This is a genomic window from Mycobacterium sp. NGS49 (genome assembly GCF_059812565.1).
Genome location: NZ_JCALCX010000008.1, coordinates 217,864 through 243,145 on the forward strand (window position 1 = coordinate 217,864; position 25,282 = coordinate 243,145).

General features: G+C 64.9%; 28 protein-coding genes and 1 other RNA gene. 11 read left to right on the forward strand and 18 right to left on the reverse strand.

Translation table 11 applies throughout. The features are described from left to right. Positions 1-74: 74 nt before the first annotated feature. Together AC5Y7D_RS10955 and AC5Y7D_RS10960 are read left to right on the forward strand one after the other, a co-directional pair. A complete protein-coding gene (locus tag AC5Y7D_RS10955; RefSeq protein WP_499923901.1) occupies positions 75-248 on the forward strand; it encodes a hypothetical protein in 174 nt (57 codons plus the stop codon). Continuing rightward, positions 235-810: an N-acetylmuramoyl-L-alanine amidase gene (locus tag AC5Y7D_RS10960; RefSeq protein ID WP_499923897.1), complete on the forward strand. Its 576-nt coding sequence runs from the start codon at positions 235-237 to the stop codon at positions 808-810. Before AC5Y7D_RS10955 ends, AC5Y7D_RS10960 begins: the two co-directional genes overlap by 14 nt. 7 nt (positions 811-817) lie before the next feature. On the opposite strand, the gene AC5Y7D_RS10965 is transcribed toward AC5Y7D_RS10960, so the two are convergent. Then, a complete protein-coding gene (locus AC5Y7D_RS10965) occupies positions 818-1,981 on the reverse strand; it encodes an NDMA-dependent alcohol dehydrogenase (RefSeq protein WP_499923835.1) in 1,164 nt (387 codons plus the stop codon). Positions 1,982-2,123: 142 nt separating this feature from the next. Between AC5Y7D_RS10965 and AC5Y7D_RS10970 the strand changes: the two genes are divergently transcribed. Both AC5Y7D_RS10970 and AC5Y7D_RS10975 read left to right on the forward strand, forming a co-directional pair. Continuing rightward, positions 2,124-2,456, forward strand: coding sequence for a hypothetical protein (locus tag AC5Y7D_RS10970; RefSeq protein WP_499923837.1), 333 nt, complete (start codon positions 2,124-2,126; stop codon positions 2,454-2,456). 73 nt (positions 2,457-2,529) lie between these two features. Next, on the forward strand, positions 2,530-4,281 hold the full coding sequence (locus AC5Y7D_RS10975; RefSeq protein WP_499923839.1) for a serine/threonine-protein kinase: 1,752 nt from the start codon (positions 2,530-2,532) through the stop codon (positions 4,279-4,281). A gap of 20 nt (positions 4,282-4,301) precedes the next feature. Here the strand turns inward: AC5Y7D_RS10975 and lipY are convergent, their stop codons facing one another. Next, positions 4,302-5,447 (reverse strand): triacylglycerol lipase LipY, encoded by a 1,146-nt coding sequence (gene lipY, locus AC5Y7D_RS10980; RefSeq protein ID WP_499923841.1) that lies wholly within the window; start codon positions 5,445-5,447, stop codon positions 4,302-4,304. On the opposite strand from lipY, the gene AC5Y7D_RS10985 reads away from it, so the two are divergent. Next, complete coding sequence (locus AC5Y7D_RS10985) at positions 5,368-6,048, forward strand: PE family protein (protein ID WP_499923843.1); 681 nt, start codon at positions 5,368-5,370, stop codon at positions 6,046-6,048. The genes lipY and AC5Y7D_RS10985 overlap by 80 nt on opposite strands. A gap of 88 nt (positions 6,049-6,136) precedes the next feature. Here AC5Y7D_RS10985 and AC5Y7D_RS10990 read toward each other — a convergent pair whose 3' ends face one another. Together AC5Y7D_RS10990 and AC5Y7D_RS10995 are read right to left on the reverse strand one after the other, a co-directional pair. Continuing rightward, positions 6,137-7,288 (reverse strand): peptidoglycan-binding protein, encoded by a 1,152-nt coding sequence (locus AC5Y7D_RS10990; RefSeq protein WP_499923844.1) that lies wholly within the window; start codon positions 7,286-7,288, stop codon positions 6,137-6,139. Positions 7,289-7,513: 225 nt separating this feature from the next. Further along, complete coding sequence (locus AC5Y7D_RS10995; protein ID WP_499923846.1) at positions 7,514-8,068, reverse strand: hypothetical protein; 555 nt, start codon at positions 8,066-8,068, stop codon at positions 7,514-7,516. Between the two features lie 111 nt (positions 8,069-8,179). On the opposite strand from AC5Y7D_RS10995, the gene AC5Y7D_RS11000 reads away from it, so the two are divergent. Beyond that, complete coding sequence (locus tag AC5Y7D_RS11000) at positions 8,180-8,650, forward strand: hypothetical protein (RefSeq protein WP_499923848.1); 471 nt, start codon at positions 8,180-8,182, stop codon at positions 8,648-8,650. A 337-nt stretch (positions 8,651-8,987) separates the two neighbouring features. Here the strand turns inward: AC5Y7D_RS11000 and AC5Y7D_RS11005 are convergent, their stop codons facing one another. From AC5Y7D_RS11005 to AC5Y7D_RS11015, 3 genes are all read right to left on the reverse strand, one after another. Continuing rightward, positions 8,988-9,167, reverse strand: coding sequence for a three-helix bundle dimerization domain-containing protein (locus tag AC5Y7D_RS11005; RefSeq protein WP_499923898.1), 180 nt, complete (start codon positions 9,165-9,167; stop codon positions 8,988-8,990). 177 nt (positions 9,168-9,344) lie between these two features. After that, complete coding sequence (locus AC5Y7D_RS11010; RefSeq protein WP_499923849.1) at positions 9,345-9,767, reverse strand: hypothetical protein; 423 nt, start codon at positions 9,765-9,767, stop codon at positions 9,345-9,347. 511 nt (positions 9,768-10,278) lie between these two features. Then, the gene (locus AC5Y7D_RS11015; protein ID WP_499923851.1) at positions 10,279-11,082 is read right to left on the reverse strand and encodes a crotonase/enoyl-CoA hydratase family protein; all 804 of its coding nucleotides are present in this window, start codon (positions 11,080-11,082) and stop codon (positions 10,279-10,281) included. A 214-nt stretch (positions 11,083-11,296) separates the two neighbouring features. Here AC5Y7D_RS11015 and AC5Y7D_RS11020 point away from each other — a divergent pair, with 214 nt between their 5' ends. Both AC5Y7D_RS11020 and AC5Y7D_RS11025 read left to right on the forward strand, forming a co-directional pair. Beyond that, on the forward strand, positions 11,297-12,088 hold the full coding sequence (locus AC5Y7D_RS11020; RefSeq protein WP_499923854.1) for a phosphatidylethanolamine N-methyltransferase family domain-containing protein: 792 nt from the start codon (positions 11,297-11,299) through the stop codon (positions 12,086-12,088). Between the two features lie 421 nt (positions 12,089-12,509). Then, positions 12,510-12,935 (forward strand): SDR family oxidoreductase, encoded by a 426-nt coding sequence (locus tag AC5Y7D_RS11025; protein WP_499923856.1) that lies wholly within the window; start codon positions 12,510-12,512, stop codon positions 12,933-12,935. Here the strand turns inward: AC5Y7D_RS11025 and AC5Y7D_RS11030 are convergent. Further along, on the reverse strand, positions 12,932-13,513 hold the full coding sequence (locus tag AC5Y7D_RS11030; RefSeq protein WP_499923858.1) for a TetR/AcrR family transcriptional regulator: 582 nt from the start codon (positions 13,511-13,513) through the stop codon (positions 12,932-12,934). The genes AC5Y7D_RS11025 and AC5Y7D_RS11030 overlap by 4 nt on opposite strands. A 91-nt stretch (positions 13,514-13,604) precedes the next feature. Here AC5Y7D_RS11030 and AC5Y7D_RS11035 point away from each other — a divergent pair, with 91 nt between their 5' ends. Both AC5Y7D_RS11035 and AC5Y7D_RS11040 read left to right on the forward strand, forming a co-directional pair. Continuing rightward, positions 13,605-14,009 carry a DUF4345 domain-containing protein gene (locus AC5Y7D_RS11035; protein WP_499923860.1) on the forward strand — a complete coding sequence of 135 codons (405 nt, stop codon included), beginning with the start codon at positions 13,605-13,607 and terminating at the stop codon, positions 14,007-14,009. Positions 14,010-14,013: 4 nt separating this feature from the next. After that, positions 14,014-14,838, forward strand: a complete 825-nt coding sequence (locus AC5Y7D_RS11040; protein WP_499923862.1) for an SDR family oxidoreductase — start codon at positions 14,014-14,016, stop codon at positions 14,836-14,838. 62 nt (positions 14,839-14,900) lie between these two features. Here AC5Y7D_RS11040 and AC5Y7D_RS11045 read toward each other — a convergent pair whose 3' ends face one another. From AC5Y7D_RS11045 to prfB, 10 genes are all read right to left on the reverse strand, one after another. After that, the gene (locus AC5Y7D_RS11045; RefSeq protein WP_499923863.1) at positions 14,901-15,731 is read right to left on the reverse strand and encodes a DUF1206 domain-containing protein; all 831 of its coding nucleotides are present in this window, start codon (positions 15,729-15,731) and stop codon (positions 14,901-14,903) included. A gap of 809 nt (positions 15,732-16,540) precedes the next feature. Further along, positions 16,541-16,908: a transfer-messenger RNA gene (gene ssrA / locus AC5Y7D_RS11050) on the reverse strand. Between the two features lie 140 nt (positions 16,909-17,048). Further along, complete coding sequence (locus tag AC5Y7D_RS11055) at positions 17,049-18,011, reverse strand: ferritin-like domain-containing protein (protein ID WP_499923865.1); 963 nt, start codon at positions 18,009-18,011, stop codon at positions 17,049-17,051. A 169-nt stretch (positions 18,012-18,180) separates the two neighbouring features. Then, positions 18,181-19,026, reverse strand: coding sequence for a maleylpyruvate isomerase family mycothiol-dependent enzyme (locus AC5Y7D_RS11060; protein ID WP_499923867.1), 846 nt, complete (start codon positions 19,024-19,026; stop codon positions 18,181-18,183). A 90-nt stretch (positions 19,027-19,116) separates the two neighbouring features. Beyond that, entirely contained in the window at positions 19,117-19,614 is a 498-nt protein-coding gene (gene smpB, locus AC5Y7D_RS11065; RefSeq protein WP_499923869.1) for an SsrA-binding protein SmpB, read from the reverse strand. Between the two features lie 2 nt (positions 19,615-19,616). Then, positions 19,617-20,510 (reverse strand): permease-like cell division protein FtsX, encoded by an 894-nt coding sequence (ftsX, locus tag AC5Y7D_RS11070; RefSeq protein ID WP_499923871.1) that lies wholly within the window; start codon positions 20,508-20,510, stop codon positions 19,617-19,619. Continuing rightward, positions 20,511-21,200, reverse strand: a complete 690-nt coding sequence (ftsE, locus tag AC5Y7D_RS11075) for a cell division ATP-binding protein FtsE (RefSeq protein ID WP_499923899.1) — start codon at positions 21,198-21,200, stop codon at positions 20,511-20,513. A 44-nt stretch (positions 21,201-21,244) separates the two neighbouring features. Further along, positions 21,245-21,682, reverse strand: a complete 438-nt coding sequence (locus tag AC5Y7D_RS11080; RefSeq protein WP_499923873.1) for an Rv3103c family proline-rich protein — start codon at positions 21,680-21,682, stop codon at positions 21,245-21,247. Then, on the reverse strand, positions 21,679-22,665 hold the full coding sequence (locus tag AC5Y7D_RS11085; protein ID WP_499923874.1) for a mechanosensitive ion channel family protein: 987 nt from the start codon (positions 22,663-22,665) through the stop codon (positions 21,679-21,681). The genes AC5Y7D_RS11080 and AC5Y7D_RS11085 overlap by 4 nt, the downstream gene beginning before the upstream one ends. Continuing rightward, a complete protein-coding gene (gene prfB / locus AC5Y7D_RS11090; RefSeq protein WP_499923876.1) occupies positions 22,655-23,770 on the reverse strand; it encodes a peptide chain release factor 2 in 1,116 nt (371 codons plus the stop codon). The genes AC5Y7D_RS11085 and prfB overlap by 11 nt, the downstream gene beginning before the upstream one ends. Before the next feature lie 42 nt (positions 23,771-23,812). Here prfB and AC5Y7D_RS11095 point away from each other — a divergent pair, with 42 nt between their 5' ends. After that, a complete protein-coding gene (locus tag AC5Y7D_RS11095) occupies positions 23,813-25,171 on the forward strand; it encodes an FAD-dependent oxidoreductase (protein WP_499923877.1) in 1,359 nt (452 codons plus the stop codon). The last annotated feature ends 111 nt before the right edge of the window (positions 25,172-25,282 follow it).

Here is a 25,282-nt window from a genome sequence, read left to right on the forward strand (position 1 = left end):
CCCGAGCACCCCTTCACCCGCCGGCGGCTAATTTCCCTGGTGGGCGGTCTCGGCATGGCAACCACCCTCGATGCATGCTCCGGCCGAACCGGCGTGAACGCGGCCCGTTCGACCATGTCGTCGACTCTGACCGCATACCCGAACGCAGCCGCACCGGCCACGGTCAGCCTCACGGCCACGCCCTCGGTTACCACAACGTCGACTTCAGCAGCCGCGCCGGGCATTTCAGCCCCGATGCTCTGCCGTGAAGCGTGGGGGGCCCGTCCCGCGCGCCCCGGCGGGACACCGCAAACGGTCAACCGCATGACCCTCCACCACGCCGCCGTGGCGCTGGGCGACAACCGCAACGCTCCGGCCCGCTTCCGCGCAGACCAGCGCTACCACCAGGACCAGCTGGGCTGGATCGACATCGCCTATCACGTCGGAGTCGACGGCAATGGCAACATCTACCAGCTGCGGACGCCCTCAATCGCCGGCGACACCGCCACCGACTACGACACCACCGGCCACTTCCTCGTCATCTGCGAGGGTGACTTCGACCGCGAAGTCGTGCCGCCGGCTCAAGTTCAGGGCGCCGCACGGGTATTCGCCTGGGCAGCAGCCACTTTCGGCATCCCGACCACGACTCTGGCCGGCCACCGGGATCTGGCCGACACGTCGTGCCCCGGCAAGAACCTTTATGCCTACCTTTCCTCCGGTGAGCTCAAGCACCGTATTGACGATCTGCTGGCCGCCGGGGGGGTGGACCTTCCACTTCTCTGCGGCCCGGAAGCCGCGGCCCGGGTCGCGGCAATCGAAGCCGGCAATTGACGCGCTCTCACTGAAAGTCGATCAGCCCGCGTATATTTCGGCCTTCCCGCATGTCGGCCACTGCCTCGTTGATCTGCTCGAGCCGGTAACGACGGGTGACGAGCTCATCAAGCTTCAGCCTGCCCTCCCGATACATTGACAACAGCATCGGCATGCCGGCGCGCGGATTCAATCCGCCACCGAGCACACCCTTGAGCTGCTTGGCCGACAAGACCATGTCGTTGAGCACGAGTGGCACCGACAACTCGTCATACCGGCTCAGCCCGGTCAGCACACACGTGCCGCCCTTGCGGGTCATCATCATCGCCGGCGACGGCAGGTCCGTGGGCACCACCCCTGGCGTCAGCACGACCCGGTCGGCCATCACACCGCGCGTCAAGTCCCGCACCAACGCCGCCGCCTCCTCGACGGCCGCCACCGCATGAGTGGCGCCGAACAGGGCGGCCGAATCACGTTTGAATGCAACGGGATCGACCGCGACCACATATTTGGCCCCGACCGCTCGCGCGCCCTGCAGGGCGTTCATCCCCACCCCGCCGACGCCGATCACCACGACGGTGTCACCGGCCTCGGTGCCGGCTGCGACTGTCGCCGAACCCCATCCCGTCATGACCCCGCAGGACACCAGGGATCCGGCGTGGAAGGGAACGTCGTCGTCAATCCTGATCACCGACGACTCTGCGGCCACCACATACTCGGCGAAGGTTCCGAGCTGTGTCATCGCCGTCAGGGGCTCATCACCAAGGTGACGACGCGGCGTGCCGTCGGTCGTCATCTCCTTCGACACTGTCCCGGCGCCGAGGTCGCACAGATAACTCAGACCCGAGGAGCACCACCGGCAGGATCCGCAGGCCGGGATGAACGATGTCGCTACGCGGTCGCCGGCTTGTACCGACCGAACGCCCGGGCCTACCTCGACCACGACGCCGGCACCCTCGTGTCCGCCCAGCATCGGGTACAGGTCGGGCACCGGAATACCGTTCGCCGCCATGATCGCCGTCAGGCGCGGCCCGGCCACGCCGTCGCCCGTCGCGTAGTGGTCGTCGGAGTGGCAGATCCCGGCGACGGCCATGTGTACCAATACCTCGCCGGCGCGCGGCGGGTCCAGGGTGATCTGGCATATCTCCCAACTCCGGCCCGCGTCCAGCAATACCGCGCCTCGACACTTCATCGGACCACCTGCTTTCTGGCGCATTACGCCACACGCTTGGGCCATTGCAGCAGATTGCTCCCCTCGGCCAGGGACCATTGGCCCTACAGAAGGTCCAAGCCGGGGCGCATGCTGATCTGCATCAACCTGGAGGAGCGTCATCATGGCAGAGACAGACACCGAGAATAAGACCGTTGCAGAACGAGCGGCAGACCTGGGCGAACGAGCAGCCGGCCTGTCCGACGAAGTCCTCAAGTCGGTGGAATCCGGACAGCGGGCGGCCATCGATGCCGTGCGCAAGTTCGTCGGCACCGTCGAAGACTCGATGCCCGGGCACGCCGACGATCACCCGTCACGACGCAACACCATCGTGGACGCCGCCCTGGACATGGCGGACAAGCTCGTCAAAACCCAGTACGAGTTCATCCGGAGTGTGGTGAGCAGCGCAAACGACACGCTACAGAAGCAGGCCGACGCCAAGCCGCCGGCTGAATAATCGCCGGTCGCCGGTTCCGCTTCCCGCAGGCGAAATTCGCTCCCCCGCGGTGACGGTTTGTAGGCTTTCGGGCATGCCGTTCAAAAACGGCGAGGTCTTCGCTGGCTACGTGATCGAGCGCTTACTCGGCACTGGTGGGATGGGCGAGGTATACCTTGCCCAACATCCGCGTCTGCCTCGTCACGACGCGTTGAAGATCTTGTCCCTGGCCGCTACCGCCGACCAGGAGTTTCAGGCGAGGTTCAAACGCGAAGCCGAACTGGCGGCGACGCTGTGGCACCCGCACATCGTCGGCGTCCTCGACCGTGGCGAGTTCAATGGCCGCCTGTGGATATCCATGGAATACGTGGACGGCACTGATGCGGGCGAGCTGGTCCGGGAACGGCATCCGCAGGGCATGCCGGTGGGCGATGTGGGCGAGATTGTCACAGCGGTGGCCGATGCCCTGGACTTCGGGCATGATCGCCGCCTGCTCCACCGGGACGTCAAGCCGGAGAACATCATGGTGACCACCGCCGACGGCCACCGCCGCCGGGTGTTGTTGACCGACTTCGGCATCGCTCGGAAAATCGACGACGTCAGCAACCTCACCGAGGCCAACGTCGCCATCGGGACCATCAGTTACGTGGCCCCCGAGCAGCTCCTGGGAAAGCCGCTTGACGGGCGGGCGGATCAGTACGCACTGGCCGCTACCACCTTCTACCTCCTGACCGGCGCGCCGCCGTTTCAAGACTCGAATCGCGCGGTCGTGCTGAGCCACCATCTCAATTCGCCGCCGCCGCGGATATCGCAACTCCGGCCCGAACTCGCGCACCTGGACGCAGTGCTGGCCAAGGCGCTGGCCAAAAACCCGAGCGACCGGTACCCGACGTGTGGCGACTTCGCCCGGGCCCTCACCCAGCAAGGTCCCGCCGAAAACCGCGGTTCGGAGCGCCCGGCAACCCAGCGACTGGAACGTCTGGTGCTCACCGGAACAGCCCGCGGCGTCCGCGCCGGCGGCGTCGGCGCCCAGAATCAGGTCGGGATCCTGACATTCCACGCGGTCCCACATGAGCCGCTGGCGGACCTGCCCGGGCTCGTTCCGGTCGAAATTCAAACCGATCTGGTCCCGGGTCAGCTCTCCGACGGAGATGAAGTCGAAGTCAGCGGCATGTGGGACGGCGACACCCTGGACGCGGACAAGATCGTCAATCTGTCGGCCGCAGCAGGTCCCAAACGGCGCCCGGCCCAGCATCACGACACGCCGCCGCCGGCTACCGCGCCCAAGCGGCGCAAGGTCTGGATACTCGCGGTCATCGCCGTCGTGGTGGTTGCGCTCGCCGCGGGCGCGGCCCTGTACTTCACCCACTCCTTCCGGCACCAGGCGCGGCCGGGACCCATCATCAAGCCGGTGAGCGCCACGGTGTTCGCACCCGACGGCGCCCCCGACAATCCGCAGGACGCCAAATTGGCGATCGACGGCGACCCAGACACGGGGTGGTCCACCGTCACCTACAAGGACGCCGTGCCGTTCCCGAAGTTCATCCAGGGCATGGGCCTGATGCTGCACCTGCCCGAGCCGACGGCGCTGAGCGTCGTGACCCTTGTGGTGCCCAGCACCGGAACCCAAGTGCAGATCCGCTCGTCGCCCACCGAGAAGCCAGCCAAATTGGCCGACACCACCGAACTGGCCCCCACCGCGTCGCTGCAACCCGGACGCAACCGGATTACCGTGCAGAGCCGGACCAAGACCTCCAATGTGCTGGTGTGGATCTCCACCCTCGGCACCACAAACGGCCAGAGCCGGACGGAACTCTCCGACATCACCTTGCAGGCGGCCGGGTAGCGCCAGCCGCCCGCCCCGCCTTAAGCCGCGATACCGAGTTGGTTGTTGATCTGCGGCCAGTACGGCAGACCGTTCGGACTGAGCAGGATCCAGTCGTGAATGCCGAAAATCTCCAAAACGAAGCTGACCGGGGCCCCCTGAGTCACGGCTGCCTGCTGAAGGATCGACGCTTGGCGCGCAAGAGGATCCAGCGCCCCGGAGTAGACGTAGGTGGGCGGGATTCCGGCAAGTGATCCGTACAGTGGGCTCACCATAGGGTTGTCGGCGGCCAGACCTCCCGCCCATGCGGCGCCGAGTCCGCCGGTCCCTACGTCTAGCCACGGGGATAGCAGCACCATCGCCGCCGGTACCGGGTCGCCCTGGCCGACCATGTACTGGACGGCCGCCAGAGCGAGGTTGCCGCCCGCGGAGTCGCCGACCACGCTGACGTTCTGCACCCCATGTTCACCGATAAGCGAGGAGATCAGGCCCGCCGTGCGGGGTACCACGTTGGCGGCGGTACCGCCTTCCTGTAGCAGCGGGTAGATCGGCACCTGGAAGGTCGCGCCGGTCTGGTAGGCCGTCACCGAGTAGTTGATCCAGTGGAACAGCGAGGGCGGGAAGATGAATGCCCCACCGTGCAGGGCAACGACGTATTCGCCGGTCGGGTTGGCCGGCGTGATCTGTACGACGCTCATCCCCTCGTAGTTGCTGTACTGGACCGTCTGACCGAGCAGCGCATTGAGCAAGGGTGGCGGGGAGTTGCCCAGGACCCAGGACAAGGGCGGGAGGTCGCTGGCGAGCAAAGCCAGGAACGGCGAACCCTGCACCGACGTCAGGGAGGTGAACCCGGCCGCCACTGTGGCGGGGAACTGCTGAATCTGTTGCTGCACAACGAACGCCGCCTGCTCGAAGGCCGCCAGCGGCGCGGCGCCGGCGGCTTCGGCTGCGGCATATTTCCCGGCCGCGCTCGTCAATGCCTCAGTGAACCGCTCCTGAAAGGTGGCCACCCGGGCGCTGAGTACCTGATAGCCCTGACCGTGAGCGGAAAACAGCGTCGCAATCGCCGCCGACACCTCGTCTTCGGCCGCGGCCAACACCTCAACGGTGGCGCTCGCCACGCCCTGGTTAGCGGTCGCCACCACCGAGCCGATCGAAGCAACGTCCGTCGCGGCGGCGGACATCATTTCAGGTAATGCGAGAACATACGACACAGCGCCGCTCCACCCTTCGATCGCCCGATTGTCGGGAGTTTATGCCGCGGTTGATGTTCAGGGAGCGGTTTGCCGGAAACCCCGGTCCGCCTTTGCCGTCGTGGATATGCTGCCGAAGATGCAGATCGCGCCAGAAAGTCTCATCACCGCGTCACGTGATTTGGGAGTAATCGGATCCGAACTCGATTTCGCCCATCTGAAAGCCGCGCCACGCACAACCAATATCGTCAGCGCCGCCGGCGACGAAATATCCGCGGCTATCGCCGGCCTGTTCGGTTCACATGCCGAGGAGTTTGAGAAAGTCTCCGCGCAGGCGGCGGCTTTTCATGACCAGTTCACAAAGACCCTCACCGGGAGCGCGAACGCCTACGCGAGCGCGGAGGCGGCCAGTGCCGCGGCGTTGTCGTCCGTCGCACCCGCCGCCGACGACAACCCCTGGGTAGGCCTTGTGCAGTTGGGCGCGCTAGTCCTGACACCGCCGATTTTCCTCGCGTTGCTGGGCCTCGCATCGACGCTGCTGGCCACCTACTGGGCAGCGATGCTCTTCAGCAAGATCGTGCTCGGCGCCGCCTGACGCTCCTGCGAGGTCCTCAGCCCGCAGCGGAACCAGTTCATACCTTCGCAACGGTATCCGGTTTGAACTGCGTGGTCTTTCTCGTTGCCTACGTCACGCGTTTATCCGGACGGGCTATGGCCGGTGGCGCCAGGCGACCCGAGAGCAGGCTCCGCGCCCAATTCACCCCGCCGCTTATGTCGTAAGGCGAGTAGTGCGGGTTCGGCTTGTCGTGCAAGAACACGACGCCCGAGATGATCGCCTCGATGATCGCCCAGATCTCTTCCACGGGCCTGCGGAACAGCCTGCTGATCTGGAAGGCCAGCGAGATCGGATTCGAAAGAAAGTCATTGCGAGCGACGGCCTGATAGACCGCCGCCTTGGCCTTGCCCGCGTCGTCGTCACCGTTCTCGGCGAAGATGTCACCCTCGCGATAGACGTCCATCCAGTTGTCCGGCTTTATCGGGAACCCAGGCAGACCGAACCGCCGGTAAGGATCCAGCCCGTGCGTTTCTCTTGTAGTGATCCAGCCTTGCGCCCACGGAGCGATGCTGCCGGTTTGGCGGCACGGGTTGCCGTAAGCCATCACCCCGAGCAGATCCTCCTCCCGCCACTCCAGCGGCCTACCGGGTGCCAATTGGTTGACCCAGAAATCGAAGCCGACGATGGCGCCCTGACTGAAGACGCCGAGCACCCACTTGGTACCCGCCGGGAACGGGACCCCGTTGTCCATTACGGTCGCCCCGACCAGGCGGGTGAGTTCGTTCTCCCCGCTGGCGTTGTCGAACGGGAAGGCCGCGTTGTTGTATCCGATCGGCTGGTGGCGGCAGAGTCCCTCGCCTTCCAGCTGAGTTGCGGTGTCGGCTACCGGTCCGAAGAACATGTCCGACCGGTGCCCCTCGATGGTGAACATGATCGGCAGCACCGGCGCCGAGGGTAACCGCACCCTGTCGTCGGCACCAGGTGCCGGGTAACTGCCGAGACGTTGCCGCACAGCGAGATTGGCGACCGCGCGCCCACTCGCATCGCGGACGACCGGCAGCCCGGTTCGCTGACAGAACTGCTCGACGGCGCGGGCCACGAGTTCGTCGTAGTTCGGCTGAGCGACCACTCCGAGGTCGCGCGCCCACGGGTACTTGTCGTGCAATTTTGACGTCATCAGCCTGATCGCGGTCCAGTTGGGCGCGTCGCGCGGGGTGTCGGGGTTGTCGACGTCGCCGACGCCCAGGCCGATCCATTGTCCGTTCGCGTCATCAACCATGTGGATCTCCCGCCTGGTCACCATGACGAGGGCCCGGGCCGTAGGGGCTAACTGGCTAGCGGCGGCCTCCTCGCCAATAGCGACTTCGACTATCGCCCATGATCTTTGCCACCCCGCCCGTCAGGGATGATTTGATCACAGCACGCAACCCAACACCTGGATAGGGCCGAAGGTCCTGACTTGATGCGGATTCTAAACTTACTGCGCTACAACGGAATCAGGTCGCTAATCCAGCACTCGCCAGGGGATGGGACCGCCCTCGGAGACCGAGCTCGTGCCGGACTCATCTCCTGAACAACCACCGCTTCGAGTTGTCCGCCACTGCCCCGGACCAGAGCGGTTCACCACGGTTCCGTCCAGGCTGAACTGGAAGGTGCTCGGCGCAGAGGTCTCCGTCTGCCACAGGCAGCGTGGATCGTTCGCGTCGTGGCCGGTCTGATGTGTAGTCCACGTGCCAGTCATCGCCATCCCCGACAAGGTGCCGGTGAAGTTTCCGGCGTACGTATCCGCTTGATATGGCTGGTCCCAACTCGTTGTGCAGGTGACTGCGGCGTCGACGGCGTAGCAGTCCTGCACCGGCCCGTAGCTGTCACCACCGATCCGGAAGTGCTTCATCGGCGGCAGGCCGGTGCCATTCTGGTCCCGCGAGGTGGTGGTGCCGGATGGGCCGCTTTGAATTGTCGCCGGCGCGACGACCGGCTTACCCGGTGTGGAGCCGCAGGCCGCAAGCGCGAGTACCGCCGAGGCGGCCGCGATGATCCGGCATGAAGTTGCACGCATGAGATTTTCCAGTATCGGCACTCGCGCAGTCCGCGATTAGGGACTAAGGACCCTGAACTTCGGGTCGTTGGACCGCCATGCACACAGGGCGTGACCGCGTAGGGTCAGCGAATGCGGTCATGGCGGTTTGCGTTGCTGGCCACGTTGGGTGCGGTGGCGATCTCCGGCGCACCGGCGGTGGCCGCACCCGGGGATGACAACACCCCACCCCTGGATAACCTCGACGACTATCCGCTCGCCCCGGGCACTTACACGACCTCATACCGCTCCTGGGTGTACTTCACTACGCCCGACGGGCGGTCATGTGGCCTCGCGCCCAACGGCGGTCCGGTCGGCTGTGACGCGGTGCCCGCGGACGCCCCACCCGGCACCAACCAAACCTTCGCCGATGCGACCCACCCCGCTCAGTACCGCCATTCGGACACAAAGACTTTCACCCGCGACTCCCTTTTGCTGCCGGCTGGATACCGGGTGCAGACCCTGGGCGGGGCGTGCGCGGTCGACAGCCAAGGGGCCGTCCACTGCCAGACGGAGGGCAACCACGGCTTCATCCTGTCGGCGGACAATGGGGTGCTCTGGTAGTCGGCCGACCCGTTCGCGGCGGAGCTGACGGAAACCGACCCTGAGGCCTCGCCAACCTCTGGGAAAGAACTTCTCTGGTATCGATCTCTCGCTGCAAGGTCAGTCAGAGTCGCCGGCGGGCTGATTCTCGCAACGCAACCCACGGTCAGCGCCGACTCAGCCTCACGCCACGAGCACACGCCAGATGGTCAGCGGCCGCCGACCGGCGTGGCCCCAGCCGCCGACGCGTCCGCCAGGCACGTCACAGTCGCGGGTGAAATTCTCTGCGTCCGAGTGCCCGCGACTGCCTGCGCTCGGTGAGTGCGGGAGACGAGGGATCCGGTTGCGGTGGGCCAGTTCAGCCGGGAACGACGGCGGCGGCGAGCTGCTCGCGCACCCGCTTCTCGACGAGTAGCGGAATGAAGTCGCGGATGGGGCTCCCCTGGAACCGCGAATGCTCTTCGCGGACGGCGGCGTCGAGAATATCTGGCTGCACGTCAGGGAACTGCAAGGTCAAGCGGCGTTCGATACCAGCTATCAGTGTCTGCTCACTGATCCGCGCGGGCCGTATCACCCTGAGAGGATCCCTTGCCAGATGTCGTTTCGTCAAACGATAGGTAAACAGGCTGAAGACGTGGTGCGACGATCGTCGACGTGCGGCGAAAGCATTGCAGGTCAGGACATCCCAGAAGGCAGGCGCCGCCGTTGGCCGTTCCTAGGCGGTGCCGGCCCGACGGCCGGGGGCTTTCCGCGCCGCCCTGCGGGATGTCTTCGGTACCGCTTTGTCCGGCGCCCGGTTGGTCACTGCCTTGAGCTGCGCCTCCGCAACTCGCAAGGACTCCTCATTGCCGGCCCGGCCGATTCGTTGCAGCACCAATGCGCTACCGCCCACGGCCAGCAGGATCGGCCAGTCGACCAGGCCGGCGGCGCCTACGGCAACGACGGCCAGCGCGGCCGCGGGCACCGCCGTGCTGCTGGTACCGAGCCCACGCTGGACGCCGTCCGCGGCGCCCTTGACTCCACCGATGACTCCATTGAGCGCCGCACCGCCGATCGCCACCACGACATCCGCGGCGGCCACCGCCACACCGCTGACCGCGCGACCTGCTGTGTGAAAAGTCCTGCCGATGACGCTCATCAACGCTTCCCTCGTTCCTGTTCTGCCGCCGACCCCGAAGGGTGTATACCCATTGAACGTGTGATTAACAACAAGTGAAGATGGCCCCATCGCTCATGCCGTCCACCGCGGTGTGCCGCGCAAGTTCCCAGCCGGCGCCGCCGGCCACTCGGCCTGGTCGCCGGCTCAGCAACGCCGCCTCGTAAGTACGAAAGACATAAGGGGCGTTGGCCACTCCGCGGCGACCATCACCTCGTTTGCCGAATCGACCCCGGTTGGGGGTGCCGGGAATAACTGCGCTGACGACTGCCCTTCCGCAACCGCCCCAGAACCCAATCGCATCGCTAACGGCGCATGGTTTTCAGCGAGGCACCTGAGGGCTCAAAATGCCCTAGTCGAGCTTTCGAGGAGAAGTTCACCCGAACGGGCGATTAGTGGACCGATGCCATCTGCGCCCTGCGGTCACCGACAGTTGAGCTGCCGGAAAGTGCCCAGAATCTGGCCATCCATCGGGATCCCGGAGACCTTCCAGCTAAGCGGGATTGGCGAAAACCGGCCGCTCCCCGGACATTCCGGCCATCACGGCCGCGATCTGGTTGGGCGTGCCGATCAGCCCGGTTTGCAGCTCTGATTCGAGCGCAAGAGCGGACGCGGAGTCGTTGCTGCTCCAGGTTTCGTCGTACAGGCGCTTGGCGGCACGGATGGCATCCGGCGACTTCTGTGCGATCTCGTCCGCAAGCGCCAGCGCTGCCGACAGCGGATCCGGTGCCGTCCGAGTGATCAAGCCCAGCTCACAACCCTCGCTGCCGGAGACGACGCGGCCAGTGAACGTCAACTCTTTGGCGACGTCGATCGGGACAAGTCTGGGCAGTGTCTGCGTGATGCCCATGTCGGGAACGAGTCCCCACTTGATCTCCATGATGCTCAGCTTCGCCTCCGGCGCGGCGATCCGGATGTCGGCGCCGAGCGCGATCTGCAGACCACCGCCGAAGCAGTTGCCGTGGATCGCGGCGATGACCGGCGCCGGTACCAACGACCAGTCGTAGCTCACGCGCTGGGCGAGGTTAGCCGGCCGGTCCCCGTCGCGGGTCAACAGCACGCCCGTGCCACCTTCGCCGCCCATGAAACTTGCCACGTCCAAGCCCGAGCAGAAGCTCTTGCCCTCACCGTGCAGCACGACCGCGCGCACCGATGTATCAGCTGCCAGCTTCTCTGCGGCATCCACCAGGCCTTCGAACATTGCCTGGTCGAGCGCATTGTGCTTGTCGGCGCGCACCATCGTTGCCGTTGCCACGCCGTTGTCGGCAATCCGCACCCGGACCCTGTCTTCGCTCACGAGTAGCAATCTATCGCGCGGTGGACCGATCAGATGTGTCGGCGGCGGCAACAAACTGGCAGGCTCCCGAGCGACGTATGGACGAGTTAGGGAATCAAGTGACTCCCACAGTCCCCACACGCCTTGCTGATCGCGTACTGGTAGAAGTTGTTCTACTGCGGCAAGTGCTATCGCTGAAACATGCTCGACGATGTCAGCTCTCGAAGGGAGCTTGATGAACTGGTACACCGGCAACACCACTTATGACACCGTGCTGACGATAGGTCTGGTCATCGCGGGATTGGTGATCATCGGTGGCTTATTCCGACAGAGTCCGTACGGCCGATTCGGCGCTACGGCGCGCGGAGTGAATCTCAATCCAAAGCTCGGCTGGTGGCTGATGGAGATACCCGCAACGGTGGTGTTCGCAATTTTCTACCTCACCGGGCCGAGCCGATTCGACGTTACGCCGCTCGTACTCGCGGCCATCTGGCTGATGCATTACGGCAACCGGGGCTGGTTTTTTCCGCTGTCGATCAGACAGGTGCCAGGCAAACGCGGCAGCTTCAACATCGTCGTGCTCGCCTTTGGAATGGTGATCACCACAATGCACGGCTACCTCAACGGCTCGTTCTTCAGCCACGACTACAAGCATCAGTACGGCGCCGACTGGTTGACCAATCCACGGTTTCTCGTGGGGCTTGTTGTATACCTCGGCGGATTCATCCTGCTGGTCCGATCGGAGTCGATCGTGCGCAACCTGCGCGACAAGGCGAACCCGGGCGCAACCGAGTACAAGATCCCGTACGGCGGTGGGTTCCGGTTCGTCACCAGCCCGGCATATCTGGGCGAGCTGATCGCGTGGGCCGGGTTCGCCCTGCTGACCTGGTCGCTCGCCGGGGTGGTCATTTTTCTGATCACGGCAGGCAATTTGATCCCGCGGGCGTTCGCCACTCACAAGTGGTACCAGGAAAGGTTTCCCGACTACCCACCCGAGCGAAAAGCCTTACTACCCGGACTGATCTGATCAGGTCATGACCTGGCGATCCGCTGTTCAATGGTAGAGGTGCCGGGAATCGAACCCGTTCCAGATAGATTCGTGATGAACCGCTCGGCCCGAAGACGTGCGCGTCAGACAACGCGAAGCATCCTGATATCTAGACGACGCGCACCGCATCGAGCATGCGAGTGGCAAGGTCACGGTCCCCCGCGATGCTCAACCCGCACTCTCGCCAGGGCCGCCGATGCGTTCCCCAGGCCGGAAGTCGTCGGCGGTGCCGACAACCGTGGACTCGGTGACACCACCTCGCCGGACGCGGCACTCATCGTGCCGCCGCAGCGTTGCAGAATCCATTCGGCGCTCCCGCGACCCTGGAAGCGGAACGCGATTCACAACCCCTTCACCAGCGGTATGCCGTGGCGGCGATGGACGAAATCCATGCTCGGCGATGCCAATTCGTCCTGATCAGTTCGTTTTCGCGTTTCTCAACGGATTGGGCACCATTCCCTACGCCATGAGCAAGGCAGCCATCGAGCAGCTCGGCCGGGGACTACGAATAGAACTGGCCGCGCACGGCGTCTCGACCACGATCACCTACTTCTCACTCATCGAAACCAACATGATCAAGCACGGCGTCGACGGCGATCCCGTCGTCGACGAACTGCTCGCGCCGCGGCCGCTCCTCAAGCGCCTTCAACCCATCACTGCCGCAACGGTACTCGCCGACAGCCTGACCCATCGTTCGCCACGCGTCATGGCACCGTCCCGATGGAAGCCCCTGTCCGCGCTGCGGGGACTCCTCGCGCCCGCCATGGATTCGCATCTGGTCCGCCACCCGCGGACCGTTGCCGCGCTGTCGAATCTCGACGGCTAGCCCACCGCGTGGTCGAGGAGCGTCGTCGCCGCCTTGCGGGCATGTGTCCAGGGAGCGGGGTCATCCAGGGAGGTCGACAACGCAGCAGCACCTTCGTAGAGCAGGCCGAGCTGGTTGCCCAGCAGTGTGGGGTTGGCCGCTCCGGCTTGGCGGGCCAGCTTGATCAGGCCCTTGATGGAGGCGCGCTTGTGTTCCTGGACGATCTCCTGAATTTCCGGCATGGCCTCGGCCGCCTCGACGGCTGCGTTGTGGAAGGGGCAGCCGCGCATCCGCCCGTCCGGCGACGGGGCCTCGAAAATCGCGAGTATGCGCTCCCGGGGGGTGTGGTTGTCGGTCTCCGGGCCGGGACGGACGGGGTCAACGACGCCTTGCAGGCAGCGCAGGTACTCCTCTACGACGGCGGCCTTACTCGGAAAATGCTGATAAAGCGTGCGTTTGGACACGGACGCTTCATTGGCAAGGCGCTCGACACCCGTGGCGTTGATGCCCTCGCGATAGAACAGGTCGATGGCGGTGCTGAGGATGCGCTGTCGTGCCCCGCGGCCGCCGGTGGACGGCGCTTTGCGCTGGGTCGTCATGGCCAAAGTATACCGATGGGTTTACATGGGAGGCAAACTCGGGTAGCTTCTCCCTAGAGAGGTACACCGTTCGGTCTACAAGGAGTGGGTTGTGGGGCAGCAAAGTCGTGATAGCCGGCGAAGATTGCAGTGGACGCTCGGGGTGCTCGCCGGGATCCCCATGGTGAGCGCAACCGGTGAGATCCTTCGAGGCGCGCAAGGGGTGCCGGGCGGCTCACCCGAAGTGAGTCCGACCGTGGACAGTTCCCTGCGCTATGCCAATGTCTTCAAATTCGCTGTCGGGCCGGTGATCTGGTCTCAACTGCGTCATATCGAGCAGGCACCGGCCGTGTCTTTCGCGGGCGCAACCATCGCCGCCGGCGGCCTCGCGCGGCTGATTTCGTGGCAGCAACGCGGGCGTCCGCACCCCGTCGCCGTGGGGGCAATCGCGCTGGAGACCATCGGAGTGCCGATCCTGCTCGCCTGGCAGCGGCGCGTTTCCGCGAAGGCGGTGTGAGCAGATGCCGTCCGTATTGGTTACCGGCGCAGGCCGAGGCATCGGCCTGGCGATCACCGAGCACATGAGCCGGCGGGGCTGGACCGTCTACGCCACCGCGCGCTCCGACGCCGCCCTGCACGACCTCGACCGTTTGCCCAATGTGCACGCCATCGCGCTCGACATCACCGACAGGTCCGCGATTGCAGCGCTCCCCGATCAGCTCCCCGCTGAGCTGAACGGCGTCGTCAACAATGCCGGCATCATCGTCAACGGACCGGTCGAGGCATTGTCGCTTGATGATCTGACACACCAGCTCGACGTCAACGTCATCTCGCAGATCGCAGTGACGCAGGCGGTGCTGCCGAAGATTCGTGCCGCCCGCGGCCGGGTGGTGTTCATTTCCTCGGTCAGCGGGTTGATCACCACGCCGGGCACCGGCGCCTACACCGCATCGAAGTACGCGATCGAGTCGCTGGCCGATGCCCTCCGAATGGAGTTGCGGCCGTGGCGGATCGCCGTTTCACTGATCGAGCCAGGACCGATCCGTACCGGCATGTGGAATGACGTGCTCGACGAATACGACCGGATGACCAGCCGACTCAGTGACGATCATCGCCGACTATATGCATCGCACCTCGCCGGAAGCCGGAAGTTGTTGGGACGTATGCGAAAACTTGCCGCCGATCCCGAGAAGGTCGCCAAGGCCGTCAATCACGCGCTGACATCGAGGCGTCCCAAGCGCCGGTATCTGCTCGATATCCTCAGTCGCACCCAGAAAGCCGTCGTCGCGGTTACGCCGACCGCAGTCAGCGACGCGTTGCTGGCCGCGGCAACGACATCGAAATGAGGGCGCCGACCGCCGCACAGGCACGCGCCGGGGTATACCAACCGGTTTACACCCCCGCACCACTAGGTGGCCGGGCGGTAGCGCGCCTCGACGAACGCGAATAGTCCGTAGGCGAGCATGCCAACGGCGATCAGCCAGAGTACGACTGGTCCCCAGCTCTGGCCGGCGAGCTCGGCCAACAGCCCGGACAGTCCCTTGACGTTGTTGGGGTCGTAGCGCAGGCCGGCAATGACCAAGAAGAACCCGACGCCGATCGCCACCAGCCCGCTGCCCAGGTAACCCGCCCTGCCGAGTGCTTCGACGGCCTTACGCTGGTCACGCCCCAGCGAACCGATGCGCTTCATGTACTCGCAGTGCACGGCGTTCTTGTAGATCTCGTAGCCGCCGAACCCGATCGCGACAAGACCGGCAATCACGACGATCCACCGGCCGCCGGGAAGACCCATGACCATCCCGGTGGCCTGTTGCTTGCCATGGCCTCCGCTACCAGGGACCGCCGCCCCATCGCCACCCCAGTTCGCGATGAGAATCGACAGCGATATGAGCGCCGCACCGCTGTAAACGAGGGCCTTGACCGCGTACTTGGCCCGGTCGCTGCCGTCCGAGCCTTCGACCGGATCACCTGAGATGGCCTGGCTCACCTTCCACACCACCAACGCAATCAAGGCGACCGTCAACGCAAGCAGCAGAAACTTGCCGAACGGCGCCCGCGCTACGGTCTCGATGGCCCCCATCTCACTGGCACCATGCGAAGACCGATTACCCAGGGCGACATCGATCGCCAGCAAGCCCAGGAGCGTGTATAGCGCTCCCTTGCCGATCAGTCCGGCCCGTGCGACTTTGGATCTGACGTCCCCTGCATGGCCTTGCGCACCGACAGTGAGTCTGTTCATCGCGTACTCGCCTTCCCTTAGTGGACCGCTGTGCAATAAGCGATACCCACTGTCGGGTCATGCGATGCACGCCAGCGTCGATTAAGCGCCTGGCGGCGTCGTCCTGGCAATCACGTGAAACGTGGCCGCCGAGGTGTGGTGGAACTGCCGGGAATCGAACCCGCATCTCCGCCAGAAGTTTTGGGCTCTGAACTGCCGGTTCTTTCCAGTTTGGTCCCGTTCAGTACGTCTCGTTACCTGCGGTTGTGTTTTCGGGTCTTGACGGCGTCAATGCTCACGATCTACCACTCGGGCTCGCAGGACTCGTAGGACTGGTCGGACTCGTAGGACTGCTCGTGCTTATAGGAGTCTTCGGGCTCGTAGGACCGGTCGTGTTCGCTGGAGCCTTCGGGCTGGTAGGACTTGCCGGGCTGGTAGGACTCGTCGGGCTCGTAGGACTGCTGGGCGTGGGACTCGCAAGGCCCGGGCCTTCACCACACCAGTCCTGCACATCTTTCGGGTACTGCTCGAGCGGCAGCGGACAACGCTGCCCAGGCGGGAAATTGACGCCGGCGTTGAGTAGATCGCAGGGCACGTAGACCTGCTTGCCTTTGGGTGTGTTGCTCAGACATTTCGTCGGCGGATCGGCATGGCCCTGGGCAGGGACGACGAGCACCATCGCCAAAGCGGCGAGCAACCCGATAGCAAGGCGACAATTCACGAGCACTACTTTATCCAGAGCCCCTAGATGAACTCTGCTGGGAAGATGGTCAGCCACAGCCGATGAAAAAGAACCTGGCCAGAGCCTCTGACCCTGACCAGCATCTTCTTGGTGGAGCTGCCGGGAATCGAACCCGGGTCCTACGGCATTCCCTCAAGGCTTCTCCGTGCGCAGTCCGCTATGTCTCTGCTCGGATCTCCTGGTCACACGGACTAGCCAGGATGACGATCCCAGTCGCTGTTGGTGTCCCGATGAGTCCCGCGACCGAACTCATCGGTGGATCCCTCTAGCTGATGCCGGGGTCCGGGGCGAGGGCGTTCCCGGTCCGACAGACTAGCCGTCGCTTAGGCAGCGAGAGCGTAGTCGCGCTGATGTGAATCGGCGCTTATATGGTTGCAACGACGCTTACGGTGGTCTCTTGCCTGCACCGGCACGCTTCCCTTGATTCGATGCGCGAAGTCGAAACCGTTCAGCCCCTCGCATCCCTACCGATTCCTCGGCAGGACCACCTATGGTACGCCCCTATCAACAAGCGGCAACGCAATTTTCTTCCGCTGCCGGCACATAACCGGATACCCCCTGGCTGGCGTCCAGGGGGTATCCGACGAAGCGTGCGGCTAGTTGATGCCGACAACCTCTTGCGCGATGGCAGCTACGCGTGTCTGCGCAGCCGAAACGATGCGCTGGCGGCTCTTATGTGCCTCCTCGTAGGCGAGGATCGCCCGGATGTCGCTAGGAGCGGTGAGTTCCTTGACCGCGGCCACGGCATCGCTCACGTTGAGCTCGTCGTAGTCGGCAATCGGCAGCTCGCTGGCATCAAGGACGCCGGCAGCCGCGCGACCCGTGTGCAGCGCGTTCGCGGCACGGTCCGCTCCTTCGTTACGGGTGACCTTTTCCGCTGCCTCCAGGGCCGCATCCCGTGAGGCAACGAAGGCCTTCGCGGCGATCCCGGTGGCGTTGCCGCCACGCTGTACCAGCTCGTTGAAGGCCGGACCAGTCGAGCGCAGCGCCTCGAATGCCCTGTCGAAGCCACGAGCCGACCACGCGACCGGCAGGTTGACCAGTTTCACGGCCGTGCCAGCGGCCATCTGAATCGGGGTGCGGCGCAGCGCAGCGGGCCCGCCCAGCGCATCTTCGGCCAGCACGGTCGTCAGCCAGTCCACCGTCGCGGAATGCGCGGTGATCAGGCGATCCGCCAATTTCTCGACGTCCGTCAGCCCTGCAGCGACGGCGAGTGCTTTGGTGTAACGAGCACGGTCCAGCAACTGGTCTTCGAGCGCGAGATCACCCAACAGCGCCTCGTCGAACGGAGCGGCTTGTTCGGTCAGCGCCTTGACCGCAGCGGCGGCACGACCCAGGAACGGTCCGATCACGTCGGGGAACCCGCCCAGATCCCGAATTGCGGCCTCGATGGCCTCGGCCCGCGCACGGCCGTTGTCCGCATTCTGCGACAGCTCGCGACGGACCGCTTCGGTGCGGGCCTGGACGACCCGAGTTTCAGCGACCTGGATCTCGGTGTTGGTCAGATCAAGTAGAGTCCGAAGTTGCGCCAGCAACCTGGTGGTATCGGGTGAAGTCATTACTATGTGGCTCCTTGCGTTGCCGTTGGTGTCGGCGCACAGTTGCGCCCGTAACTGTTGGCTACCCATCGCGTGGGACAGATCAACCTGAATGGGCCGATTTGTGAGAAATCTCGCTTCGCCCAACACTTTTGCCGCGCAGAAGTGCGTCGGTGCGCGAATCAGGCTGTCAAATAACGAAATTCAGACGCTCGACGATCCGGCCGGCCACATGCTCGTCACCGACGAGTTCGACGTCCTGGCTGCGTACGGGGCATAACGGGCGCCCGCCGGCGAGCCGGGTGAACTGCAGCGCGTCGACGCGAATCGTTGCCGTCGGCTCCGCCCCGCCGAAGTCGTCGACCAGCTGGGCCCGGCCGTCGACGCTCACCCGCACTTGGCGCGAATGCGGGCCGGTCAGGTCGAACAGGACGCGTGAGCCTTCGGGCGCTTTTGCCAATTTGCCTACGACGAAACCCATTGAGGTCGCAACCTCGTCGAGGGACAGCCCCAATGGCGGTCCGAGCAGTTCGTGGTCGGACGATGGGCGCTGCAGACCGATCCGGATGTCCTGCTCGTGCATCCAGCAGTCGAAGACCCGGATCCGCATGAACCGCCCGTAGCTGTCCGGCCCCGCCGGGGTGAAGGACACGGCGTTCCATTCGTCGTCGGACATACCCGCCAGGACTTTGCGACGCGCACCGGTCACCTCACGGAACCGTTCCAGCACCTGTGCACCCGGTTCCCCGCCGAGATGGCGCACCCAACACTCGTTCATCACGCCGATGTCGTTGCGCACATGCTCGAGCGCCTTGACGTCGATGTCGGGTTCGGGTGGGCTGACGCCCTGCAGGAACGACTCGGTGCCGACGATATGGGAGACCACAGCCTTGACGTTCCAGCCGGCCAGCGCGCTCGGCGTCTGCCAATCCGCCTCCGACAGCCCATCCAGCAGCGCGTCGAGATCGTCCCAGACGGCGAACAAACCCGTCAGCACCTCGGACTTGTCGAGCAGGGTCACGGGTCGGTCGGCCATGGATCGGATACTAGTGGCGACCACAAGGCCGGCGAAGCCGGCCGAAGGGGGTCGCCACCATCAAACCCCGTGGCGACTGGGTCGCCGCTGTCAGCCCATGCCCTTGGCCCGGCGACCCAGTTCCCTGATCACTTCGCGCTGAGCGTCGCGCTTTGCCAGGTCCTGGCGCTTGTCGTGCGCGTGCTTGCCGCGTCCCAGCGCCAGCTCGACCTTGACCTTGCCCTCGAAGAAGTACATCGAGAGCGGCACCAGCGCGAAGTTGCCTTCGCGGATCTTGCCGATCAGGGTGTCGATCTGGCGGCGGTGCAACAGCAACTTGCGGTTGCGCCGCGGCTCGTGGTTGGTCCAGCTGCCGTGCCGGTACTCCGGGATGTGCACGTTGCGCAGCCAGATCTCGCCATCGTCGACGGTGGCGAAGGCGTCGACCAGCGACGCGTGTCCTTCACGCAGACTCTTGACCTCGGTGCCCTGCAGCGCGATGCCGGCCTCGAAGACCTCGATGATCGCGTAGTTGTGCCGGGCCTTGCGGTTGCTGGCGATGATTTGTCTGCCGTCTGCGCGTCGCTTTGATTGCGGCTTGTTGGCCACCACTACCGCCGGATGTAAAGGCGCAGCGTCGCGTATGCCGTCAGCCCCGACATGGCGACGCCGAGCAGCAGCAGGATGGGCGCGATGTAGATGATGTCGGCGTAGTCGACTTTGGCGATCAAGTGGGCCTGATAGAACTGGCTCAGCGCCCCTTCCAGGAACAACGCGCGCACGAGGATCAATCCCACGATGGCGATGACGACACCGACTGTCGCGGCCAGCACCGCTTCCACCAGGAACGGCAACTGGGTGTACCAACGACTGGCGCCGACGAGTCGCATGATGCCGATCTCGGTGCGACGCGTATACGCAGCGACCTGCACCATGTTGGCGATCAGCAGGATCGCGCCGATGGCCTGCACCAGCGCGATGGCGAACGCTGCGTTGCTGAGCCCGTCGAGCACCGCGAACAACCGGTCGATCAGTTGCTTCTCGTTGAGGATGCCCCGCACGCCGGGCTGACCCTCCATCGCGGCAGCGAACTCCGCGTGCTGGTCGGGGTTGTTCAGCTTGACGATGAACGACGCCGGGAACGAGTCTTTGCCGGCGACATCCTTGAATTCCGGAAACTTCTTGATCGCGTCGGCATAGGCGTCCTGCTGGTTGATGAACCGCACGGACTTGACGTCCTGGCGGCCCTCGATCTTGTTGCGCAGCGCCTTGCATATGTCGCCGTTGCAGATCGGGTCGTTCGCCGATACGTCCTCGGTGAGGTACACCTGCGTTTCCACCCGGTCGAGGTAGATGGCCCGCGAGTTGTCGGCCAGCCGCACCACCAACAGACCGCCGCCGAACAAGCCGATGGAGATCGCGGTGGTCAGAATCATCGCGATCGTCATGGTGACGTTGCGGCGCAGGCCGGTGACGACCTCGTTGAGGAGGAATCCGACGCGCACTTAGCGGTCCATTCCGTAGACGCCGCGCTGTTCGTCGCGCACCAGCCTGCCCAGCGACAACTCGACCACGCGCTGGCGCATCGCGTCCACGATGTGGTGGTCGTGCGTCGCCATCAGTACCGTCGTCCCGCTGCGGTTGATCCGCTCCAACAAATCCATGATGTCCTTACTGGTATCTGGGTCGAGGTTGCCGGTCGGCTCGTCGGCCAGTAGTACCAGCGGCCGGTTGACGTAGGCGCGGGCGATGGCCACCCGCTGCTGCTCGCCGCCGGAAAGTTCGTGCGGCAACCGGTTGGCCTTGCCCGACAGGCCGACCGTCTCGAGCACTTCGGGCACCACCCGGTTGATGGCGTCGGTGCGCCGGCCGATGACCTCCAGCGCGAAGGCGACGTTGTCGTACACAGTCTTCTGCTGCAGCAACCGGAAGTCCTGGAAGACGCAGCCGATCACCTGGCGCAGCTTGGGCACGTTGCGTCCGCGCAGCTTGTTGACGTGGAACTTCGAGACCCGAATGTCACCGGAGGTCGGATTCTCGGCGGCCAGCAGCAGTCGCATGAACGTCGACTTCCCGGACCCGGACGGACCGATGAGGAAGACGAACTCACCCTTGTCGATCTTGACGTTGATGTCATCCAAGGCCGGCCGGGCCGACGATTTGTACTGCTTGGTGACATGTTCCAGGGTGATCATCACGGCACGCCAGTGTAGCGGGGTGATTCGCGGGGGCGCGAAACTCAGGGCGCCGGAGGCGTCGAGGTGGGCGGTGTGGTCGGGGTCGATGTCGCCGGGCAGAACGGCGGCGGCAGCAGACACGGCAAACCAGGCTGCGTCGTGGTCATCGTCGTGGTGCTGGTCGGGGGCGGCGGCGACGGTGTCGTGGTGGTCGTCGGCGTGGGTGTCCGCGTTTGCATGCCGGGCTGCTGCACCCGGGTACGCGGCACCCAGGTGTAGTCCGGGTCGGGAACAAAGCCCGGCGGCACCACCTGGCCGGGCGGGGTGTTGCTGCGCGCCGGCTCCGGGTGCGGACGGTAGGTGGCGTAGGTCCACCACAGCGCGAAGAACGCCACGATCAGGACCACGGTCGAGATGCGGATCCGGCCACCGAACAGGTGGCTGGGCGTGCGCTGCCTGTCGCGGACCTTTTGCAGCAGATCGGCTCCGAGTTTTTTCATCGCTGGGTCACCGAACCTTTGTCGGCGTCAGTCACCTCGTCGGCCTCGGGCATGCCGGCATCGTCGACCACCCCGACGGTCGCGTCGGCCGCGGTCACGATGCCGGCCCGGGCCAGCGCCCGGATCACCAGGACGCGCAACAGCCGGCCCGCCTCGAACTGCTTGCCGGGCAACGTGCGAGCCACCAGGCGCAGCGTGACCGTCTCGACTTCGATGCTCTCCACACCCATCACCGTGGGGGAATCCAGCAACAGCTCTCCCAGCGGCGGGTTGTCGCGGGCGCGTTCGCATTCCTGGTGCAAGACGTCGTTGACCCGGTTGAGGTCGGCCATGGTCGACACCGGGATGTCCACCACGGCGCGCGCCCAGTCCTTGGAGAGGTTGACCGATTTGACGATCTGGCCGTTGGGGACGGTGAACACCTCGCCGTCCGCCGACCGCAGTCTGGTCACCCGAAGGGTTACGTTCTCGACGGTGCCGACGGCGTCGGTGGTCGAACCCTGGATGGTGAGCTTCACCAGGTCGCCGAACCCATACTGGCGCTCGACGATGATGAAGAACCCGGACAGCAGGTCTTTGACCAGCTGCTGGGCCCCGAAACCCAAGGCGGCACCGACGACGGTCGCGGGCGCGACCAGACCGCCCACCGAGAACTGCAGCACGTCGGCGATCTGCATCATCACCATGATGGCGATGAACACGATCGACACCCAGCGGATCACCGATGCCACGGCCTGCCGGTGTTTGGTCGCCTCCGACCGCACCAGGGCGTCACTTTCGGTGAAGCCCTCGTCGAGTTGCACGGTGATGCGTTCGGCTACCCAGCTCACGAAGCGGGCCGCCAGCATCGCGGCGATGACCAGCATTGCGACCCGCAGACCCCTGGTGATGATCCACTCACCGATCTGGCCGCGCCAAAAGTCATGCCACCGCTGCGCTGCGGAGGCAACGTTTATTGCAAGAGCATGTGTGTTAGTCGTCATCTTTTCTGTTGCGCCAACGGATCCCTGCCTCCAGAAATCCGTCGATGTCTCCATCCAGGACAGTGGCAGGATTGCCCACTTCGAACTCGGTGCGCAGATCCTTCACCATCTGATAGGGGTGCAGCACATAGGACCGCATTTGGTTTCCCCAGGAGCTGCCGCCGTCACCTTTCAAGGCGTCCAGCTCCGCGCGTTCTTCGGAACGCTTGCGCTCCAACAACTTTGCCTGAAGCACTCGTAACGCTGAAACTTTGTTCTGCAGTTGCGACTTCTCGTTCTGGCAAGTGACGACGATACCCGTTGGGATGTGGGTGAGTCGAACCGCCGAGTCAGTGGTGTTGACCGACTGGCCGCCGGGGCCGCTGGACCGGTAGACGTCCACGCGCAGGTCGCCCTCGGGGATTTCGATGTGGTCGGTGGTCTCCACCACCGGTAGCACCTCGACCTCCGCGAAGGAGGTCTGACGTCGGCTTTGGTTGTCGAACGGGCTGATTCGGACCAGGCGATGGGTGCCCTGTTCCACCGACAGGGTTCCGTAGGCGAACGGCGCATGTACCGCGAAGGTCGCGCTCTTGATCCCCGCCTCTTCGGCGTAGGACGTGTCGAACACCTCGACGGGATATTTGTGCTGCTCAGCCCAGCGGATGTACATCCGCATCAACATCTCGGCCCAGTCGGCGGCGTCGACTCCGCCCGCTCCCGAGCGGATTGTGACCAATGCCTCACGTTCGTCGTACTCACCGGACAGCAAAGTACGCACCTCGGTCGCCTCGATGTCGGCGCGCAGCGCCTTCAACTCGGCGTCGGCTTCGGCGAGAGCGGCGTCCCCCGACGGCCCTGCTTCCTCGGCGGCCATTTCGTACAGCACCGGCAGGTCGTCAAGCCGGCTGCGCAACTCCTCGACCCGGCGCAATTCACCCTGGGTGTGGGACAGCTCGCTGGTCACCTTCTGCGCGCGGGCCTGGTCGTCCCACAGGTTGGGATCGGACGCCTCCTGCTCGAGTTTCTCGATGCGGGCCTTCAGACCCTCGACGTCAAGCACCCTCTCCACCGTGGTGAGGGTGGAGTCGAGGGCGGCGATATCTGCTTGACGGTCAGGTTCCACAGCCGACAACGTTACCGGCACCACCGTCTAGCATCCTTCTACATGCGTCCCTATCACGTCGCCATCGTCGGCTCCGGGCCGTCGGGCTTCTTCGCCGCCGCATCGCTACTGAAGGCGGCAGACACGACCGACGAGATCGACGTGGCCGTCGACATGCTCGAGATGCTGCCCACACCGTGGGGGCTGGTGCGCTCCGGCGTCGCACCCGACCACCCCAAGATCAAGTCGATCAGCAAACAGTTCGAAAAGACCGCCAGCGATCCGCGGTTCCGCTTCTTCGGCAACGTGGTGGTGGGCGAACACGTCCATTCGCACGAACTGGCCGAGCACTATGACGCGGTTGTCTATGCCGTCGGCGCGCAGTCGGACAAGCCGCTGAACATTCCCGGGGAGAACCTGACAGGCAGCATCTCAGCGGTCGATTTCGTCGGCTGGTACAACGCGCACCCGCACTTCGAGGACAAGACACCCAACCTTTCCGGCGCCCGCGCGCTGGTGGTCGGCAACGGCAACGTCGCCATCGACGTCGCTCGCATCCTGGTCACCGACCCCGACGTGCTGGCGCTCACTGACATCGCCGATCACGCGCTGGAGTCCTTGCGTCCCCGCGGGGTCGAAGAAGTGGTGATCATCGGCCGTCGTGGCCCGCTGCAGACGGCGTTCACCACGCTGGAGTTGCGCGAACTCGGCGAGCTGGAAGGCGTGGACGTGATCGTCGACCCGGCTCAGTTCGAAGGCATCACCGACGACGACGCGGAGGCGGCGGGGAAGACCACCAAACAGAACATCAAGGTGCTGCGGGGTTACGCGCAGCGCGAGCCGCGCCCGGGCCATCGGCGAATCGTGTTTCGTTTCCTGACATCTCCGATCGAGATCAAAGGCCAGGACCACGTCGAGAGCGTGGTGCTGGGCCGCAACGAATTGGTCAGCGACGCGAGCGGATGGGTGTCGGCCAAGGACACCGGCGAGCGTGAGGAGCTGCCCGTTCAGCTGGTCGTCCGCTCTGTCGGCTACCGCGGCGTTCCCACGCCCGGCCTGCCGTTCGACGAAAAACGCGGAACCATTCCCAACACGGGTGGACGCGTGGACGGCAGTCGCAACGAGTACGTAGTCGGCTGGATCAAGCGCGGGCCGACCGGAGTGATCGGCACCAACAAAAGCGACTCGCAGGAGACCGTCGACACTCTGGTCGCCGACCTGGCCGGCGCTCCGCTGGCCGACTTCCCCGATGACCACGCCGACAAGCTCTCCGAGTGGCTGACCGAACGCCAGCCCAAGGTGGTCACCTCAGAGCACTGGGACGTCATCGACCGCTTCGAGCGGTCGGCCGGCGAACCCCATGGACGGCCTCGCGTCAAGCTGCCCAACCTGGCGAGGCTGCTGCACATCGGGCACGGCTGATCAAGGGCCGCCACTAACCCACGTGGCGGTCGCGAGCGCGGCCGGGCCGGGGGAAGCGGGCCGCCACTACCCGACGTGGCGGTCGCGAGCGCGGCCAGGCCGGGCGAAGCG

What these genes read in the sequence shown, in the direction of transcription:
- AC5Y7D_RS10955 (WP_499923901.1), top strand. Translation starts at nt 75, where the DNA reads ATGCTCCGGCCGAACCGGCGTGAACGCGGCCCGTTCGACCATGTCGTC.
- AC5Y7D_RS10960 (WP_499923897.1), top strand. Translation starts at nt 235, where the DNA reads ATGCTCTGCCGTGAAGCGTGGGGGGCCCGTCCCGCGCGCCCCGGCGGG.
- AC5Y7D_RS10965 (WP_499923835.1), bottom strand. Translation starts at nt 1,981, where the DNA reads ATGAAGTGTCGAGGCGCGGTATTGCTGGACGCGGGCCGGAGTTGGGAG.
- AC5Y7D_RS10970 (WP_499923837.1), top strand. Translation starts at nt 2,124, where the DNA reads ATGGCAGAGACAGACACCGAGAATAAGACCGTTGCAGAACGAGCGGCA.
- AC5Y7D_RS10975 (WP_499923839.1), top strand. Translation starts at nt 2,530, where the DNA reads ATGCCGTTCAAAAACGGCGAGGTCTTCGCTGGCTACGTGATCGAGCGC.
- lipY (WP_499923841.1), bottom strand. Translation starts at nt 5,447, where the DNA reads ATGATGTCCGCCGCCGCGACGGACGTTGCTTCGATCGGCTCGGTGGTG.
- AC5Y7D_RS10990 (WP_499923844.1), bottom strand. Translation starts at nt 7,288, where the DNA reads ATGGTTGATGACGCGAACGGACAATGGATCGGCCTGGGCGTCGGCGAC.
- AC5Y7D_RS10995 (WP_499923846.1), bottom strand. Translation starts at nt 8,068, where the DNA reads ATGCGTGCAACTTCATGCCGGATCATCGCGGCCGCCTCGGCGGTACTC.
- AC5Y7D_RS11000 (WP_499923848.1), top strand. Translation starts at nt 8,180, where the DNA reads ATGCGGTCATGGCGGTTTGCGTTGCTGGCCACGTTGGGTGCGGTGGCG.
- AC5Y7D_RS11010 (WP_499923849.1), bottom strand. Translation starts at nt 9,767, where the DNA reads ATGAGCGTCATCGGCAGGACTTTTCACACAGCAGGTCGCGCGGTCAGC.
- AC5Y7D_RS11020 (WP_499923854.1), top strand. Translation starts at nt 11,297, where the DNA reads ATGAACTGGTACACCGGCAACACCACTTATGACACCGTGCTGACGATA.
- AC5Y7D_RS11025 (WP_499923856.1), top strand. Translation starts at nt 12,510, where the DNA reads ATGCCAATTCGTCCTGATCAGTTCGTTTTCGCGTTTCTCAACGGATTG.
- AC5Y7D_RS11030 (WP_499923858.1), bottom strand. Translation starts at nt 13,513, where the DNA reads ATGACGACCCAGCGCAAAGCGCCGTCCACCGGCGGCCGCGGGGCACGA.
- AC5Y7D_RS11040 (WP_499923862.1), top strand. Translation starts at nt 14,014, where the DNA reads ATGCCGTCCGTATTGGTTACCGGCGCAGGCCGAGGCATCGGCCTGGCG.
- AC5Y7D_RS11045 (WP_499923863.1), bottom strand. Translation starts at nt 15,731, where the DNA reads ATGAACAGACTCACTGTCGGTGCGCAAGGCCATGCAGGGGACGTCAGA.
- AC5Y7D_RS11055 (WP_499923865.1), bottom strand. Translation starts at nt 18,011, where the DNA reads ATGACTTCACCCGATACCACCAGGTTGCTGGCGCAACTTCGGACTCTA.
- AC5Y7D_RS11060 (WP_499923867.1), bottom strand. Translation starts at nt 19,026, where the DNA reads ATGGCCGACCGACCCGTGACCCTGCTCGACAAGTCCGAGGTGCTGACG.
- ftsE (WP_499923899.1), bottom strand. Translation starts at nt 21,200, where the DNA reads ATGATCACCCTGGAACATGTCACCAAGCAGTACAAATCGTCGGCCCGG.
- AC5Y7D_RS11080 (WP_499923873.1), bottom strand. Translation starts at nt 21,682, where the DNA reads ATGAAAAAACTCGGAGCCGATCTGCTGCAAAAGGTCCGCGACAGGCAG.
- AC5Y7D_RS11085 (WP_499923874.1), bottom strand. Translation starts at nt 22,665, where the DNA reads ATGACGACTAACACACATGCTCTTGCAATAAACGTTGCCTCCGCAGCG.
- AC5Y7D_RS11095 (WP_499923877.1), top strand. Translation starts at nt 23,813, where the DNA reads ATGCGTCCCTATCACGTCGCCATCGTCGGCTCCGGGCCGTCGGGCTTC.